The following is a 17,811-nucleotide window of genomic DNA, read 5'->3' as shown; positions in this document are numbered from 1 at the left end:
AGAGTTGCCAGTAGTTACAGACTATATCACAAGCTACCATATAGACGGTGATAATGTTGTAGATAAGTCAAACTATAAAAATGGTAAGGTGTATATCAATAAAGAGCAATATTTTGATAATGTCACAGAAGTAGCTTGGAATTTATTGGTGGTTATTAACCAGCGAAAAATGGCTTAAAGATCGCAAGGGTAGAGAGCTAAGTTTTGATGATATTTTGCACTATCAAAATAGTAGATCTTACACAAACTGATAGATTTATGCAGTATGTTGATAATGTTGTAAATACTACCAGGTCAACCTAAAGGTTACCACCACTTCAAAATTTGAATGGGAATTTTAGTATTAGCAATATTAAAAGCTAATTCCCATTCAAATGCCGAAGAGGTTGGCTGCGGAGCAGGTCAGAGTAGTACTTCAAAAAAACTAAACCTTCCTATTCAAAACCCTGTACAAAACATAAGCAATCACAGCAGCTACAATATTTACAAAAAATATCGCCTCAACAACTGAATTATAAACAGAGCCACTATTAAATAGTGTTAGCGAATTTAGAATTGTATAAATAGCAAAAAATATTAAACAAGCGGCTTTAAACTGACTATTTTTAAATAATGCTAAAATTGAAAATAAAAATATAGCTAATTGAAAAATTCCTATCTGAAAAACAGCTGGAGTGAAAATCCATCCTTGAAATTTACTCATGATATCCCCACATACTAAATATACATAACTATTAATTAAAGTATAAAGGCTTATATTGCTGATTATAAAGTAGTTTGCGTAGATGTTCGCATAGTGCTTATCATGAATAATACTTGAGTGCAAAAACGCTATTATGAAGGGTGTGATTAGTAAACAAACGCTTACAATTATAGTTACCATAAGTCATAAAAAAATATTGTAGAAAATAGCTAGATTTTACAATAAATGCTTTGGTTTGTCATATGATTTAATAATAAACATATAGACAATCTAATAGATGATAGTTAAAATTTGCTACTAGATAAGTTGTGAAAAATAAAAAGGAAAACTTAATAATGCAAGTTACTGTCGAGAAAAAAGAAGGAATTCACTGTTCACTATTAATCGAAGTGCCAGCTAACGAAATTGACAGTGTAGTTTCAAAAGAAATCAATAGAACTGCAAAAACTATCAAGATGGATGGTTTCAGACCTGGTAAAGTACCTGCTGGTATAGTTAAGAAGAAGTATGGCGAGCAAATCCGTATGGAAGTGATTTCTGATCTTATTCCTCAAAAATATTCTAAAGCTATTCAAGATGAGAAGCTAGTAGTTGCTGGTATTGAAGTTGAATTAAAAGAAAATAAAGAAGGTCAGTCACTTAAGTTTGTTGCTAATCTTGAGCTTTTCCCTGAATTTGAAGTAACTGATTTTGACAAAATCGAAGTTCAAAAGCCAGTTGTTGAACTAACTGATAAAGAAGTTAAGCAAATGATCGAAAATCTTAGAAAGCAGTTTGCAACTTTCTCAGAAGTTGACAAAATTGTAGAAAAAGGTGACAAAGTAACGATAGATTTCGTTTGTAAGAAAGATGGTGAAGCTTTCCAAGGTAGTACAGCAAATGACACAGATGTTATCATCGGTTCTGGTCAAATGATTCCAGGCTTTGAAGATGGTATCATCGGTATGAAAAAAGGCGAGCAAAAAACTATTACTGCAACTTTCCCACAAGACTACCAAAATAAAGATCTTGCTGGAGCTGAGGCTATTTTTGATATAACTGTTAATAAAATTCAACAAGCTGAGTTACCAGAAGTTGACGATGAGTTTGTCAAGAAGTTTGGTGTAAAGGGTGGTGTTGATACTTTTGAGAATGAAATCAAAGAAAATATGCAGCGTGAGCTTAAATTCATCTTACAAAGAAAAGTAAAAGATCAAATTTTCAAAGGTTTAAGAGAAATCGCTGAGTTTGAAACTCCTAAATCTTTGATTAAGAGAGAAATTGATGCAGCTAAGCAAAATCTGCTTAAGCAAATGGGTGGCGATAAAGGTTTTGATGTTAGTCAACTACCAGATAACTTATTTGAAGCTAATGCTAAGCAAAAAGTAGAGACTAGCCTAATTCTAAATAATATTGTGAATTCACAAGAGTTCAAGGCAGAAGATGCTGAAGTTGAGAGTTTATTAAATGAGCTAGTACAAGCTTATGAAGAGCCAGAGAAAACTAAAGAGCACATCAAGAAAAATGATAAAGAAATGGCTAATTTAAAAGCGCTAGTGATAGAGAATAAGCTAACAGACTGGGTATTGGAGCAAGCTAAAGTAACAGAGAAAACAGAAGATTTCTTTGATGTTATTAAGGAAAGTATACAAGCTCAACAATCTGGTTTCTCAACTGGCTTTTAAAGAGAGGTTATAAATGATAACTAATAATTTAGTTCCTACTGTAATTGAAAAAACAGCTGGCGGTGAGAGAGCTTTTGATATTTACTCAAGACTGCTTAAAGAGCGTATAGTTTTTTTAAATGGTGAGGTGAATGATCACTCAGCTAATCTTGTGATAGCGCAGATGTTGTTTCTAGAGTCAGAGGATCATGATAAAGATATTTATTTTTATATAAATTCTCCAGGTGGTATGGTTACAGCGGGCATGGGTGTATATGATACTATGCAGTTTATTAAACCTGATGTAAGTACTATCTGTATTGGTTTGGCTGCTAGTATGGGATCGCTTTTATTAGCTGGTGGTGCTAAGGGTAAAAGATATAGCCTACCAAGCTCACAGATTATGATTCATCAACCTTTAGGTGGTTTTAGAGGTCAGGCATCTGATATTGAGATTCATGCAAAAAATATCTTACGTATAAAGGATAGACTAAATAAAGTCTTAGCACATCATACTGGTCAGGATTTGGAAACTATTGTGAAAGATACTGATAGAGATAAGTTTATGATGGCTGATGAAGCTAAAGAGTATGGTCTGGTTGATCATGTGATTGAATCTCGCGAAGCAATTATTAAATAATTAAAGGAAGTCAACTTAATAAAATGGCTAAAATTCCATATTGTTCTTTTTGTGGTAAATCGCAACAGGAAGTCAAAAATATTATCTTAGGAAGAGATGGTAACATCTGTAATGAATGTGTAAGTAAATGTGCCGAAAAAATCCGTAGTGCCAGTAGTACTCCTTTAGAAGATGTTTCATTTGATAAGCTGCCAAAGCCGGTAGAAATCAAAAAATACTTAGATGATTATATTATTGGTCAGGATAATGCTAAAAAAGTATTGTCAGTAGCAGTATACAACCACTATAAGAGAATCACATCTACCCCAACAAAAGATAATGATCTTGAGCTTAAAAAGAGTAATGTACTGTTGATTGGGCCAACAGGTTCAGGTAAGACATTATTTGCACAAACTTTAGCAAAGTTACTAAATGTACCTTTTGCTATTGCTGATGCTACAACTCTTACTGAAGCTGGTTATGTTGGTGATGATGTTGAGAATATAATAGTTCGTCTTTTACAAAATGCTGATTTTAATGTTGCTAAAGCGCAAAAGGGTATTATTTATATTGATGAGATAGATAAAATTGCACGCAAATCAGAGAGTACATCAATAACTCGTGATGTATCAGGTGAAGGTGTGCAGCAAGCATTATTGAAACTTATAGAAGGTACTGTGTCTTCTGTGCCTCCTAAAGGTGGTAGAAAACATCCTAATCAAGATATGATTCAAGTAGACACTACAGATATATTATTTATTTGTGGTGGAGCATTTGCTGGTATCGAAAAGGTTGTTAAGCATAGAATGGATAAGGTTAGTATTGGTTTTAATGCTGATGTTATTCAACAAAAAAATAATTTAGATAGCGATAAACTAATGCAAAAGGTTGAGAGTGATGATTTAACTAAATTTGGTCTTATTCCAGAACTAATTGGTCGCTTACCAATAGTTACAGTTCTAAAAGAGCTTAAGGAAGATGATTTAGTTAAAATTCTTACAGAACCTAAAAATGCTTTGATTAAACAATATATTAAGCTGTTTAAGTTTGATGATGTAAGTATTGAGTTTACAGATCAGGCTCTTGTTGAGGTAGCTAAAAAAGCAATTGCTAAAAAAACAGGTGCAAGAGGACTAAGAACTATTTTAGAAAATGTACTTCTTGAAGTGATGTTTCATGTACCTTCATCTGAAGATATTGAAAAAGTTATTATCAATGCCAAAGTAATTCTAGAGCAACAAGAACCAATCTTAGTTACAAAAACACAACAGAAAAAACAATTTAAAGATATAATCTAAAAATTTACAGGAGGATGTAAGTTTATGTTAGAAGCTCTAAATATCGTTCCTGTTATTCCTTTAAGAGATATTGTTATTTATCCATCGATGACTCTTCCACTAAATGTTGGGCGTAAAAAGTCAATAGAGGCAGTTAAACAGGCATCAAATAATTATAATAACTATATTTTATTAGCTACACAAAAAAATGGCTCTAGTGGTGGTGATGTTATAGAAAACATTTATGATATTGCAACTCTTGCCAAAGTTGTCCAGATTATGAAACTTCCTGATGGTAGTTTGAAAATAATAGTTGAGGGTATGGCTAAAAGACTAGTAGCTAAGTATGAAGATATTGATGGTTGTATTTACGCTAATTTAGATAGTCTACATGTTAATGATAATTATGATCCTAGCCAAGTTGATAAAGAGCTAAAAGCTATTTTACTATCAGTTTCTGATTTGCTTAAAAAATTTGTTGATATCAGTGGTAGAGTTTCAAAAGAGTCATTAGCTACACTAATAAATATAGAAGAGCCACATAAGTTTATTTATGAAATTGCAACTATTCTTAATACAGAGATAGCTAAAAAGCAAAAGATTCTTGAAGCAACAGAGATAAAAAATAAAGCTTCGCTACTGCTTTCATATCTTTATGAAGAGTTAGAAATACTAGAGCTAGAAGCTAAGATTAAAGATAGAGTCAAAGCACAAGTTGATAAGAATCAGCGTGAGTACTACCTAAATGAGCAAGTCAAGGCTATATATAAAGAGCTTGGTGAAGCTGATGAAGAATCAGAAGTGACTGCTTTGAAAAAAAGGATTGAGCATACTAAGATGTCTAAAGATGCAAAAGAGAAATGCTTAAAAGAGCTTAAAAAGCTTAAGGCAATGCCACCTTCTTCTTCAGAGTCAGCTGTTTCAAGAAACTACATCGAGACTATACTTTCTCTACCATGGGGTAAGAGAGCGAAAGTTAAAAGAGATATTAACCTTGCTGAGAAAGTTTTAGAAAAAGATCATTACGGTATCAAAAAAGTTAAAGAAAGAATTCTTGAGCATTTAGCTGTTCAGATTAAAAGAGATAGCAATACCAAAGCGCCAATTTTATGCCTAGTCGGACCTCCAGGTGTGGGTAAGACATCTATAGGCCAGTCGATTGCAAGAGCAACAGGTCGTGAGTATGTGCGTATGGCATTAGGTGGAGTACGTGACGAATCAGAAATCAGAGGACATCGTCGTACTTACATAGGTTCTATGCCAGGTCAAATTATACAAAAGATAATTAAATCAAAGACAGAGAATCCACTTTTCTTATTAGATGAGATTGACAAGATCTCATCTGATTTCAGAGGTGATCCATCTGCTGCGTTATTAGAGGTACTTGATCCAGAGCAAAATAGTACATTTAATGATCATTATCTTGAGATAGATTATGATTTATCAAATGTAATGTTCGTTGCAACAGCAAACTCGCTAGATATAGATCCGGCATTGCGTGATAGATTAGAGATTATCAATCTATCAGGCTATACAGAGATTGAGAAACAAGCAATTGCAAAACAATATTTAATATCTAAAGCACTAGAAAACAATGGTTTGACTAAGGATGAAATTAATTTCACGCCAAAAGCTATTCTTGATATTATTAGATATTATACAAGAGAGGCTGGCGTAAGAAATTTACAGCAAAAGGTAGATAGTGTCTGTCGTAAAGCAGTTAAAAGTCTCTTAAAAGATCCAAATACTGGCAAAATTTCGATTACACAAAAAAATCTTGAAGATTATCTAGGCGTGCATCAGTATGATTATGGTGTCAAAAATGCTAAAGCAAAGGTTGGTCAAGTAACAGGCTTGGCTTGGACATCAGTTGGAGGTGAGCTTTTGACTATAGAAGCCCTAGCAATGCCTGGCAAAGGAAAAGTCAAATATACTGGTAGTTTAGGTAATGTAATGAAAGAGTCAATAGATGCAGCATTTAGTGTAATGCGCTCGATATCCAAAGACTATAAGCTAGAAGAGGACTTTTATGAGAAGAAAGATGTTCATATTCATGTTCCTGAAGGAGCTACTCCAAAAGATGGACCAAGTGCTGGTATTGCAATGACGACTGCTTTAGTTTCCGTATATACAAACAAGCCAGTTAGAAATGATGTTGCAATGACAGGTGAGGTAACGTTACGCGGTGAAGTGTTAGCTATAGGAGGTTTAAAAGAGAAGCTTTTAGCAGCATTAAGAGGTGGAATCAAGGAAGTTTTGATTCCTAAACAAAATGTCAAAAACCTTACGGATATCGATAAAGAAATCCTTGAAAAACTAGAAATAACTCCTGTAAGTAGCATAAAAGATGTTTTAGATAGAGTTTTTTGATATTTAGGTGTTGAAACACTGCATTTTTAGTGTTATAAATTTAAGTGACACTTGTCAATTGTATAAAAATAAAGGAGTTTAAAACATGAACAAGAGTGAATTAGTAAGTGTTATAGCTAAAGAAGCAGATGTTACTAAAGAAGTTGCGAGTAATACTCTAGATGCTACTATTGCTGCAGTAACTAAAGCTTTAAAAAGTGGTGATAGTGTAACTCTAGTGGGTTTTGGTACTTTTCAAGTAAAAGAAAGAAGCCCTAGAGAAGGCAGAAACCCAAAAACTGGTGAAACTATTAAGATTCCTGCTTCTAAAGTTCCTAGCTTTAAAGCTGGTAAAGGTCTAAAAGACGCTGTAAAATAATAAAAATTTACAAAAAAGTAATTTTTTAAAAGGCATACTTGGTAGTATGCTTTTTTTTTATCTATAATATTTACAAGTTAATTAAATTAATTATTAATTAAGGTCAATAAAATGTTACAGTCTTTAAATGATAGACTTAAAGGTCCTTTTACTTGGATTGTGGTTATCTCGATGAGCTTTATTTTTGTAATCTCAGGTATGACATTCTTTTTTACAAATATTGGTAGTAGTAGAGCTTATGTTGCTAAAATTGGCGATAATGAAATAAGCTCGCAGCAATTTCAACAATACACTCAAAATGTTACTACAAATGCACAAAAGAGATCTATTTTAGCTCAAATGATAGATCAGTATTTGTTATTAGCTGATGCACAACGCCACAATATTGTAGTGTCAAAATTAGCTCTACAATCAGCAATATTTACCAATACAATCTTTTTTGATAAAGATGGTAAGTTTTCTGCTGATAAGCTAAAACAAGTTGTTGCATATTTAGGTGGTATGGATAGGTTAGAGCAGATATTAGCTCAAAATATCCAAGTAACTATAATTCCTAAAACTATAGTAGATACATCATTTAATACGGATTATGATAATAAGTTGCTTACAAGTATATATTCTGTAAATAAGTATATAGACTATTTCAAGGTTTCTTCTTCTGATTTCAAATCACAAATTAAACCAAGCCAGCAAGATTTACAAAGCTACTATGATACTCATAAAAATGAGTATATATCACCAGCACGAAAGACGATTAGTTACTTCATAATTACAAAAGATGATTTTATAACAAAAAATAATATTAATAAATATGAGTTAGAGGCTTATTATCAAACCCATAAAGAATTCTTCAAAGATTTTGATTATAATACTAAAGCTACTATCCAAAAAATAATTAAAAATAGGCGTGCCTTAGAGAAGTTTAATGAGTACACACAAAATGTTGATAGCATTAAATATGCTAAATTAGAAAAAAGATTTGGCAAAGCTAAAACAGCTACAATTATTAATAATAATGATATGACAATTAGTAATATTGCTAATAGCCAGTTTTTTGCAAACTTAGATAAGTATGCAAGCATTGCTATAGCTAATAATCATCTTCTAGTTTATCAAGTAGATAACTCAACCAAAGCAACTCAGCAAAAACTAGCTGATATTAAAGATAAAATTTCAAAGGCGTATATTGAGCAAAAATCACAACAACTTGCTGTACAGCAGGCACAATACCTTTTAAATGATTTAATTAGTGGTAAGAAGATAGATAAAAGCTTTAAACAAGCCATAGTAAGTAGTAACTCACAAGTATTTAGCAAAGATTTTAATGATTATGTAATGTCCAATAGTAATAATCAATATCATCATTATAAGACTGCTAATGGTGATATTTATATGTATAAGGTAGCTAAAGTTGAGCCAATAAATAATAAAGCTACTCAAGTACCTAATCAAGTTATCGATACGTATAAACAAGAAGAACTAAACTTCTATTTACAGGTAATTAAACAACAAATTCCAATTAAAGTTAATGATAAAAATATCTAAATGAGTAAATCAATCTATGGTCTGGCTGGACCTACAGCTTCTGGTAAAACTTCGCTGTCAATATCGTTAGCTAAAAGCATCAATGCTGAAATTGTTAGTGTTGACTCATCTCTTGTTTATAGAGGCATGGATATTGGTACAGCTAAGCCAACTCTACAAGAGCAAGATGGTATTAAGCATCATCTTATTGATATCATTGAACCAGCAGATAATTTTTCTATAGCAGATTTTATATCAAGTGTAAATACTCTTAAAAAAGAGATATGGGCTAGAGGTAAAGAAGTTTTACTTGTTGGTGGTACAATGTTTTACTTCAAAGGTTTGATAGAAGGTTTATCTGCACTACCACAATCTCAAGCTAAGATAAGGAAAACGCTTGAATTAGAGAGAAAAGCAAAAGGCTTACAATATCTTCATCAGCAACTAAGCAAAATGGATCTAGAATCTGCTCAAAAAATTAATCCTAATGATCAGCAAAGAATCTTTCGCGCTCTTGAGGTTATTATGATAAGTGGTAAGAAATATTCTGAGCTTGTCAAAACATCTAAAATTGGTGGTTTAGAAGAAGATCTAAAACTATGTGCTTTAGTACCAAATGATAGATCGATACTGCATAAAAATATTGAACTTAGATTTAAACAAATGCTAGCAGAAGGTTTTTTGGCTGAAGTACAAAAGCTTAGAGATAATCCAAATTTAAGTATAGATAGTACGGCTATTAGAAGTGTTGGTTACCGCCAAGCATGGCAATATCTTGATGGAGGTATTAGTTATGATGAATTTGTCAATAAAGGTATAGTAGCTACACTCCAACTTGCTAAGCGTCAGCTTACTTGGGTTCGTAATTGGCAGAGTCCTATAAATATAGTTACGATGGAGAGCAAAACTAAAGAGTTACATATTTTAAAATATTTTGGTTATAAATAATATTTGCTGATAGATATAAATCTTGCTAGAATATAGCGAAGTTTAATTGTTAAACTTGATAAAATAATAATTATAACAAAATAAATTTAAAGGAAGTGAGACAATGTCGAGAATATCATCTTTACAAGACCCGTTCTTAAATGCTTTAAGAAAAGAAAAAGTTAGCGTATCTGTATATCTAGTAAACGGGATTAAATTACAAGGTCAAGTAGAAGCTTTTGACCAGTTCTGTATCGTGCTTAGAAACACTGTAAATCAAATGGTTTATAAGCATGCCATATCTACTATAGTACCAGCTAAAAGTGTAAGAATGGTCTATAGCTCTTTTAATCCATATCACCAAAACTCTAATGATGAGCAAGATGAGAATGTAGATGATATTCATTCTGATGATCTTAAAATTCAAGAGAGTGAAGGCAATACTCACGAGTAATATAATCTTTTCTTTTTTCTTTAATAATTCCATTGTGGAGAGTACAATATTAGTTGGTGGAATTTTTCCAATCTTATCAAGCAGGTAGTAAGTGCCTGCTTGTAAATATAAATTTTAAGTACCATCGTGATCTTAATGCTGATTTGACTGAGTTAGAAGGCTTGGTTACAGCAGCAGAAAAAGTTGTATTGCAAAGTTTAGATTTTAATCATCCTGAACCTGATATCAAATATTTTTGTGGTATGGGTAAAATCTGGATGATAAAAAATAAACGCGATGAACTAGAAGCAGATTTAGTTGTTTTTAATCATCCTTTAACTCCTTCGCAAGAGCGCAATATTGAGAAATTTCTTGAGTGTAAGATTATGGATAGAACTAGGTTAATTCTAGAAATATTCTCACTTCGAGCAAAAACTTATGAAGGTAATCTTCAAGTCGAACTTGCGCAACTTAACTATCAATCAACACGTTTAGTCAAAGGATGGACTCATCTCAAGCGACAAAAAGGTGGTATTGGCTTACGTGGTGGACCTGGTGAAACACAGCTTGAGATAGATAGACGCCTAATTAGACAAAGAATTAAGCAGATTACGCAAAAACTTGAGAAAGTAAAACACCATCGTAATTTAGGTAGATCTTTACGTAAGAAAAATAACATTCCAACAGTTTCATTTGTTGGCTACACAAACGCAGGTAAATCAACTTTATTTAATAGAATCACAAACACCAATGTTTTAGCTAAGGATCAGCTATTTGCGACTTTAGATCCTACTTTGCGTAAAGTGATTGTACCAAAGCTTGGTGAAGTTATATTTTCTGATACTGTAGGATTTATTAAGAATTTACCACATTATTTAGTTAAGGCTTTTCATGCTACTTTAGAAGAGGCTATAGAATCTGATCTTTTGGTACATGTTATAGATTACGCTGATGAAAATCATGAAAGTTATATTGAGCAGGTCGAAAAAGTACTTAGTGAAATTGGTATAGTAGACAAAAAGATGATTTGTGTATATAACAAGATTGATAAGCTAGAAACTACCAAGTCAAGTTTTGTTCCACTTGAGGATTCTGATAGTAGTGTCGTCGCTAGAGTGTATTTATCTGCACAAAATAGTGATGGTTTAGCAGAGTTATATCAAGCATTAGCAACATTTTTTAATAAAGCATGGATAAATCAAACTATAGAGTTACCACCTAAGTATTCAAAAGTTAGATCCAAGATGTATGAGCTTGGTGTTGTTGATGAAGAAGAGATTTCAGAGCAGGGTAATTATCTACTACAAATAAAGATATCAGAAGATGATTTTGAAAGATTTAATAGAGAGCTTAATTTAAATTTAGCAGAGTTTTTTACTCAAAAATAAGCTGACTCATACTTATAAGCTTTTTCAAACGTATATTGGATTGAAAATATATTTTCTTAATTTGTAAGTTCTATAGTTATATTTGCATTTTTTATTTTTAGATTAAATATCTCTAATTAGAACTATATTTAGTATTATCAATACAAGCTTTGCTAAGCATTTGTTAATTATTTGCTGATAGTGCAAAAAATATAGAAATTTTTATATATAATAGTTAATGTGTGAGATATAAATACTTTATAAAGTGTATAGGAATGATAATTTATGATTAAAAAGCTAAAACAAAAATGGTTTTGGAATAAAAATTCTGAGCATGGACCACCAGATTTAGAAGAAATGATTAAAAGATTCTTTGGCAAGAAGAACAAAATTAATAATGATGATAATGAGAGTATTTACTCAAAAAATGCTAATAAGAACAAAACAACATTTAACAAACCACCAGTTGCTAAAATAGCTACAATAATATTGGCTTTACTTATAGTTGCATGGGTTGGTTTCGGTTTTTATGTTATACAGCCAGCTGAGCAAGCTGTGGTACTTAGATTAGGTAAGTTTTCTAAATTAGTAGAGCCTGGTCTACATTGGCATCCTTTGGGTATTGATAATGTTTATAAAGAAAATGTTCAAGAGTTGAAAACTATTTCTATAAAGCGTGACATGTTGACATCTGAGGAGAATATTGTACATATTTCTTTTACAGTTCAATATCGTATTGCTGATTTGGAAAAATACTTATTTGCTAATACAAATCCTACCCAGTTATTACAACAAGCTTTAGAAAGTGCAGTTAGACAGGTGGTCGGTGAGAATAAATTAGAGCAAATATTAACTACTAATCGTGCTGTAATCACTCAACAGGTTAGAAAAGAAATGGAAGAATTACTAAAAAACTATAATTCAGGTATTTATATAAGTGAAGTAATAATGCAGCCAGCTCAAGCACCAGATGCGGTTAAAGGTGCATTTGATGATGTAATTAAAGCGCGTGAAGATCGTGAGAGAGAACAAAACGAAGCTGAAGCATACGCAAATAGAGTAGTGCCAGTAGCACAAGGTAAGGCTCAAAGGATATTAGATCAAGCTAATGCATATAAGCAAAAGATTGTTCTAGAAGCTCAAGGTGAAGTTGCTCAATTTGAACAATTATTACCTATTTATAAACAGTCTCAGGATATTATGATGAATCAAATGTATTTTAACACTATCTCAAATGTGCTACAGCATAATAAGATATTTTTGATAGATGGTGATGGTGATAAGAATATTTTTTATGTTCTAAATGATACACAAAAACAAGCACTATTATCAAATACACAAGGAGGAAATTAAGATGAGTAAATTTCTAAAAATATTCTTAGTGCTTGTAGTATTTGTAGCTATAGTTGTGTTAAGTACAAAATTTATTGTCAAACAAGGCTCAGAAGCAGTTATTCTACGACTTGGTGAACTCGTAAAGGATAAAGATGGTAAAGCTATAGAGTATGAGTCAGGTTTACATGTTAAGATTCCATTTATAGATACTGTCAAGATTTATGACATGCGTAATCGAGTTTTAGAAGCTGATTCTGCTCGTGTAGTTACCAAAGAACAAAAAGATGTCTTGATTAATGCCTATGTAGTTTGGAAGATAAGTAATAGTAATATTTCTACATTTTACACAAGTACTAGCGGTGGTGTTGATCGAGCTGAGATATTATTAAAACAATTCTTAGAATCTTCTTTAAGAGTAGAGGTCGGTAATAATGATATTCAAAGCTTAATTAATGACAATCGTGATAAGCTAATGATTGCTTTAACTAAGAGTGTCCAACAGCAATCCAAGCAAATTGGTGTAGATGTTATCGATGTAAGAGTTAAACAGATAGATTTACCAGATACAGTTACAGACTCTATCTATAAAAGAATGAGATCTTCGCGCCAAAAAGTAGCTGCTTCAATTCGAGCAGAAGGTAAGCAATTAGCTGAAAAAATAAAAGCTGCAGCAGATGCTAAAGTAACAGTTACACTAGCAGAAGCAGAAAAAGAATCTAAAACTATAATGGCAGAGGCAGATGCTAAAGCAGCTAAGATTTTCATAGAAGCTTATTCTAAGTCAGTACCATTGTATGAGTTTCTAAAGAGTATGAACTCCTATAAAGAGAGTTTCAATGGTGAACATGAAGTTGTATTTATGCTTAAACCAGATAGCAAGTTTTTCCAATGGTTTAAATTAGAACATAATAGTAAGCTTGCCAAAGATATGAAAGAAGTTAAATAAATGAGTAAAGTAAAAGTACTTTTTGTATGTAAAGGTAATATTTGTAGATCACCTATTGCTCATGGTATTTTTCGTGATATCGTTAAGAAGCATAATCTCGATAAGTATATAGATGTAGCGTCTTGTGGCACAAGCTCACGCATGTGGGGACATGAAGGACATGGGGCTGATATTCGCACATTAAAAATAGCTAAGAAATATGATTGTGATCTTTCAGATCAAGTGTCTCGGCAGCTAGAGGAGTCTGCTTTTGTCGAATATGACTATATCGTTGTGATGGATCAAGAAAATATTGATACAATAAAAGAGATGTTTCCAAATGCTGATTTTTCAAAAGTCTCTAGGATGTTAGAATATGCATCTAATATTGCTTTTAATGATGTGCCAGATCCATATTTTGAAAACAATTTTGAAAAAGTTTTTTTGATGATAGATACAGCATGTCAAGGGCTTTTTGAAAAGATAAGGTTAGAGTATAAGTTATGAACTATGGTAAAGCAAAATATATAATGGGTGCGGCAAAAGTTTCGCAACTTCCAGAAGGTATTGGTGTCGAGGTCGCTTTTGCAGGGCGTTCAAATGCTGGTAAATCAAGTGCATTAAACACTCTTACAGATCAAAAAGGTCTTGCTAGGGTAAGTAAAACACCAGGGAGAACACAGCTTATTAACCTATTTGATTTAGGTGATAATAATAGGTTGGTAGATTTACCTGGTTATGGTTATGCTAAGGTTTCAAAAACTATTAAGCGTCAATGGCAAAGTGAGATGGAGAATTATTTGACATCGCGTAAATGCTTAAATGGTATAGTACTTTTAGTAGACTCACGTCATGAGTTAAAAGAGTTTGACTCTTTGATGATAGAGATGGCTATATCTTTTGACTTAAATTTGCATATATTACTAACAAAGGCTGATAAGTTAAATAATAAAGAACGAGCTCAAGCTAATAGAATAATAGATAGTTTTCTAAAAACCTTTGTCGTTGCAGATAAAATATCATATCAATTATTTTCATCACTAACTAAGATGGGTCTAGATAAGTTTAAAAAAAAGCTTGATAGCTGGTACGTGACCAATATCTAACAATCTTGGGTAAGCATTCAATTTACTTAAGATAAGTTTTATTAGCTTTTGTGGTTCAAGTTTTGTATTATTTGAGAAACTAATTACCAGCTGTAGTAAATATTTTTATTTGAGCAATCCCTAGTTCCATTGCATCTATTTTTATATGTACTATTTTTAGTAGATAAGAATTTCTAAAGGTAGTTTACCAAAGCGATTAATTAGTTCAATCTTTATATTAACTAGATCTTTGTGATTAGCTTTAGAGATGCGTTTATAGATGTTCAAACGAGTATTGACATCATTAATATAATAGTCAGGAATTAGTGTTGGAATATTTAACTAGTTTTTATATTTGCAATAGTTTTATCGAGTAAATCAATATATAGATTTAGACCATACCATCGATATTACCACTTTGTTCCTCCCCAAGTATTTCACCAGCACCACAAATTTCTAAATCATGATTATCTAAAGTAAAACCGCCACCTAGTGATTCAGTGTTATTGATGGCTTCAAGCCTTTTTAGCGCATCTTTAGTTACTTGCTTCATTTGGTATTAGCATATATGCATAAGCTTGGTAACGTGAATGACCAACTCTACATCTTAGTTGGTGAAGTTGAGTTAAGCCAAGATTATTAGCTCGATAATTAGAGTATTTGCATTGGGAATATCAATACCAGTCTCAATAATTGTTGTACAAAGTAAGATATGATATTTGTTATGTTTGAAATCAAACATAACTTTTTGGATTTCTTTTTTGCTATACGTAGGTATGGAATAATTCTTGAAGAATTTCTTTTTTTTTTTTTGAATAGTCTCAACTTTATTATAAAGATAAAAAAATCTGTCCGCCACGAATAGTCTCACGACTTACAGCTTCACGGATTATATTGTTGTTATCATATTCTTTGACAAAAGTTTTAACTGATAAGCGTTTTACAGGCGGTGAGGCGATAATTTATAGGTCTCTTAGTGCTGAGAATGCCATAATTAAACTACGCGGAATAGGTGTTTTTCAGGCATAGTCAAAATATCTATCTCAGCTTTTATAGATTTTAACTTTTCTTTTTGAGTAACTAAAACTATGTTCCTCATCAATAATTAGTAAACCTAAGCTTTTAAAGTCAATTTGTGATGAAATTAGTTTATGAGTGCCGATGATTATATTAATATTAATTTTTTGAGGTTTTCAAAAAGTTGCCGCTGAGCTTTTAGAGTTTTGAACTGGTGATTACTTCGATATTAACAGTAGTATTATTGAATCTATCCTTAAATCTATTATAATACTGTTGAACTAAGATTGCTATTTGTTTTTGATTTTGTTAGCTAGAAAAGCTATACGCATTGCAATCTCTGTCTTATCAAAACCTACATTACCACAGATTAGTCTATACATAAGTTTGATTGAGATCATATCTTTAAACATATTATTAATGGCTTAAAGCTACAGGAGTTTAGTCATAAGGAAAATCTGCACAAAATCTAAGATATTCTCCATCATCTAAGCTATTGTAAAACCTTGGCGCATTTCTCTTTTTGCATAAATTTAGATAAGATTTGCTGCTACATCAATAATTTTTTGATAGTTTTTTCTTTTTGTTTTTCCACTTATCTGTACCAAGTTTATTTAGAACTATATTTTTTACGTAAAGATTTGTAAATATAAGATTAGATTTAACGATGTGATTGGTACATATATTTTGGTATCATTTGCATATCTTAGTAATATAAACTCATCTTTTTTACCATTTAGCTCAATAATTTCTAAGCCTTCATACCTCCGATGCCATGGTTAATATGGACAACATGCATTCCTAGTTTTAAATCTGTAAGATCTTTAAGGTCAACGCTAGAGTAGTGATCATGCTGTGAAATTTTAGTGGAGTTATAACTATGTTCAGGAAATAAATCCGCTTCTGTAATTAAAACAATTTTTTTGTCTATAATACCCATTCTTGGAAAGGTGAAATTATTAGGCAGAACTTAGCAGCTACTTTTAAAGCTTCATTAAAGCTTTTACAGTTTTGTATATTTAGATTAAGCTTATTTAAGTGCTCTAGAAGCACTTCAGCACGCCCCGCCCATTTGAATCAGTTGAAAAAATAACTTTATCAAAGTTAGTTTTATAAACAAGCTGTTGCAAATTTCTAAATAGATTTGCAAGCTTGTAGTTTACTGAGATTTTTATAAATGGTCTACTTTTGAGTGTTTAGATTTTGACTTTGGCCATTTAATATTTTTATATTGTCGATAGATATTTTGTATCTCTTGCTGTGAGTAAAAAATTTTTTTATAGGGTAGAATTGGTCTATCACTATCATGCTTAAGCTCATTATATCTAAATTTTACTTTTAAGAAAAAGCTTTGATTGAATTAACAATATTATCAACTAAGTAAATATTTGTTGATTGTGGTAGATAATCATAAAGACTAGTAAGATTGTCATAAAATAAAGGTAAATAAAACTCAATGCCACTGAAATATTTATTATTATATATATGTCGCAATAGTTAAATTAAGGGCTTTCTTACAACATAATCTTTTGAGTTTATACAAAGAAAAGCAGTATTTTGATCGTTATATACTAGCTCATGATATGGCATAATGTTGATTGATTGTATTTGATTACCAGAGCGCTGAGTTTTAGTATTAAGCTCTTTGATATTATAGTCAAACCTCATCATGAAAAAAATCTATCTTAAAAGCAATTTTTGAGCCGATAGGGTATATAATATCGATAATGCTACAACGAATACTAAATTCACCTTTCTAAAAAAATTGTGTTTACTAAAGTATAACTTACTTCTGTAAGGAGCATTTTATATTTGCTGTATTAAGTTATCACTTGTTTTGAGTATAAATTGAGTATAAAGCTATACTCCTGTATAAAACTTACTGGTGCTAGTTTTCTTAGTGTATTTGATAATACTTGTTATTATTAGAGTATTTTGGGGTTGGTAGAATCTCTTGACGTCTAGAGATAATATTTACATTAGTTGAGAATATATCATAAGGAAGAATTTCTAAAAAATAGAATATCTATCTTTGGATTATATTTATTGAGATATTTTAATTCTTTGTATATCTTATGTACTTGTTGTGAGTCTTCAGTGAAGATTAAATTAAACTGATTATTCTGCTTGAGATACTTATTAAATAAAACACTAAAAGCAGATTGTAAACACTAGATACAATTGTATCACTGACAGATATTTGGTTATTAAGCATTAGAATTTTAAGA

At 31.5% G+C, this 17,811-nt stretch carries 15 protein-coding genes and 1 pseudogene; 14 read left to right on the top strand and 2 right to left on the bottom strand.

Features of this window, described 5'->3' with window-relative positions; genetic code table 11:
* Nucleotides 1-4 precede the first annotated feature (4 nt).
* Nucleotides 5-178 (top strand): hypothetical protein, encoded by a 174-nt coding sequence (locus tag FSC845_RS08355; RefSeq protein WP_193789264.1) that lies wholly within the window; start codon nucleotides 5-7, stop codon nucleotides 176-178.
* Between the two features lie 246 nt (nucleotides 179-424).
* Here FSC845_RS08355 and FSC845_RS09815 read toward each other — a convergent pair whose 3' ends face one another.
* Complete coding sequence (locus tag FSC845_RS09815) at nucleotides 425-883, bottom strand: DUF6790 family protein (RefSeq protein ID WP_064461215.1); 459 nt, start codon at nucleotides 881-883, stop codon at nucleotides 425-427.
* 155 nt (nucleotides 884-1,038) lie between these two features.
* Here FSC845_RS09815 and tig point away from each other — a divergent pair, with 155 nt between their 5' ends.
* The 13 genes from tig to yihA all read left to right on the top strand — a co-directional run bounded on the left by tig (nucleotide 1,039) and on the right by yihA (nucleotide 14,587).
* Entirely contained in the window at nucleotides 1,039-2,367 is a 1,329-nt protein-coding gene (gene tig / locus FSC845_RS06550) for a trigger factor (RefSeq protein ID WP_064461214.1), read from the top strand.
* Between the two features lie 13 nt (nucleotides 2,368-2,380).
* Nucleotides 2,381-2,986: an ATP-dependent Clp endopeptidase proteolytic subunit ClpP gene (gene clpP / locus FSC845_RS06545; RefSeq protein ID WP_064461213.1), complete on the top strand. Its 606-nt coding sequence runs from the start codon at nucleotides 2,381-2,383 to the stop codon at nucleotides 2,984-2,986.
* Between the two features lie 23 nt (nucleotides 2,987-3,009).
* Nucleotides 3,010-4,263: an ATP-dependent Clp protease ATP-binding subunit ClpX gene (gene clpX, locus FSC845_RS06540; protein WP_064461212.1), complete on the top strand. Its 1,254-nt coding sequence runs from the start codon at nucleotides 3,010-3,012 to the stop codon at nucleotides 4,261-4,263.
* 24 nt (nucleotides 4,264-4,287) lie between these two features.
* The gene (gene lon, locus FSC845_RS06535; RefSeq protein ID WP_064461211.1) at nucleotides 4,288-6,612 is read left to right on the top strand and encodes an endopeptidase La; all 2,325 of its coding nucleotides are present in this window, start codon (nucleotides 4,288-4,290) and stop codon (nucleotides 6,610-6,612) included.
* 85 nt (nucleotides 6,613-6,697) lie between these two features.
* Nucleotides 6,698-6,970 carry an HU family DNA-binding protein gene (locus tag FSC845_RS06530; RefSeq protein ID WP_064461210.1) on the top strand — a complete coding sequence of 91 codons (273 nt, stop codon included), beginning with the start codon at nucleotides 6,698-6,700 and terminating at the stop codon, nucleotides 6,968-6,970.
* Nucleotides 6,971-7,081: 111 nt separating this feature from the next.
* A complete protein-coding gene (locus tag FSC845_RS06525) occupies nucleotides 7,082-8,515 on the top strand; it encodes a peptidylprolyl isomerase (protein WP_064461209.1) in 1,434 nt (477 codons plus the stop codon).
* Nucleotides 8,516-9,442: a tRNA (adenosine(37)-N6)-dimethylallyltransferase MiaA gene (miaA, locus tag FSC845_RS06520; RefSeq protein ID WP_064461208.1), complete on the top strand. Its 927-nt coding sequence runs from the start codon at nucleotides 8,516-8,518 to the stop codon at nucleotides 9,440-9,442.
* A gap of 103 nt (nucleotides 9,443-9,545) precedes the next feature.
* The gene (gene hfq, locus FSC845_RS06515) at nucleotides 9,546-9,875 is read left to right on the top strand and encodes an RNA chaperone Hfq (protein ID WP_064461207.1); all 330 of its coding nucleotides are present in this window, start codon (nucleotides 9,546-9,548) and stop codon (nucleotides 9,873-9,875) included.
* 56 nt (nucleotides 9,876-9,931) lie between these two features.
* Nucleotides 9,932-11,242 (top strand): GTPase HflX, encoded by a 1,311-nt coding sequence (gene hflX / locus FSC845_RS06510; protein ID WP_064461206.1) that lies wholly within the window; start codon nucleotides 9,932-9,934, stop codon nucleotides 11,240-11,242.
* A gap of 264 nt (nucleotides 11,243-11,506) precedes the next feature.
* On the top strand, nucleotides 11,507-12,574 hold the full coding sequence (hflK, locus tag FSC845_RS06505) for an FtsH protease activity modulator HflK (RefSeq protein ID WP_064461205.1): 1,068 nt from the start codon (nucleotides 11,507-11,509) through the stop codon (nucleotides 12,572-12,574).
* 1 nt (nucleotide 12,575) lies between these two features.
* Nucleotides 12,576-13,502 carry a protease modulator HflC gene (hflC, locus tag FSC845_RS06500; protein ID WP_064461204.1) on the top strand — a complete coding sequence of 309 codons (927 nt, stop codon included), beginning with the start codon at nucleotides 12,576-12,578 and terminating at the stop codon, nucleotides 13,500-13,502.
* Complete coding sequence (locus tag FSC845_RS06495) at nucleotides 13,503-13,988, top strand: low molecular weight protein-tyrosine-phosphatase (RefSeq protein ID WP_064461203.1); 486 nt, start codon at nucleotides 13,503-13,505, stop codon at nucleotides 13,986-13,988.
* Entirely contained in the window at nucleotides 13,985-14,587 is a 603-nt protein-coding gene (gene yihA / locus FSC845_RS06490; RefSeq protein ID WP_064461202.1) for a ribosome biogenesis GTP-binding protein YihA/YsxC, read from the top strand. The genes FSC845_RS06495 and yihA overlap by 4 nt, the downstream gene beginning before the upstream one ends.
* 21 nt (nucleotides 14,588-14,608) lie before the next feature.
* Here yihA and FSC845_RS06485 read toward each other — a convergent pair.
* Nucleotides 14,609-17,798, bottom strand: a pseudogene (locus FSC845_RS06485) (TRCF domain-containing protein); the annotation flags it as partial.
* Nucleotides 17,799-17,811 lie beyond the last annotated feature (13 nt).

Origin of the sequence: Francisella persica ATCC VR-331 (assembly GCF_001653955.1) — a bacterium.
In the GTDB taxonomy this organism is placed as follows: Bacteria; Pseudomonadota; Gammaproteobacteria; order Francisellales; family Francisellaceae; genus Francisella; species Francisella persica.
The sequence above is the reverse complement of the archived record's forward strand: the minus strand, read 5'-3'. Positions and strand labels throughout refer to the sequence as shown.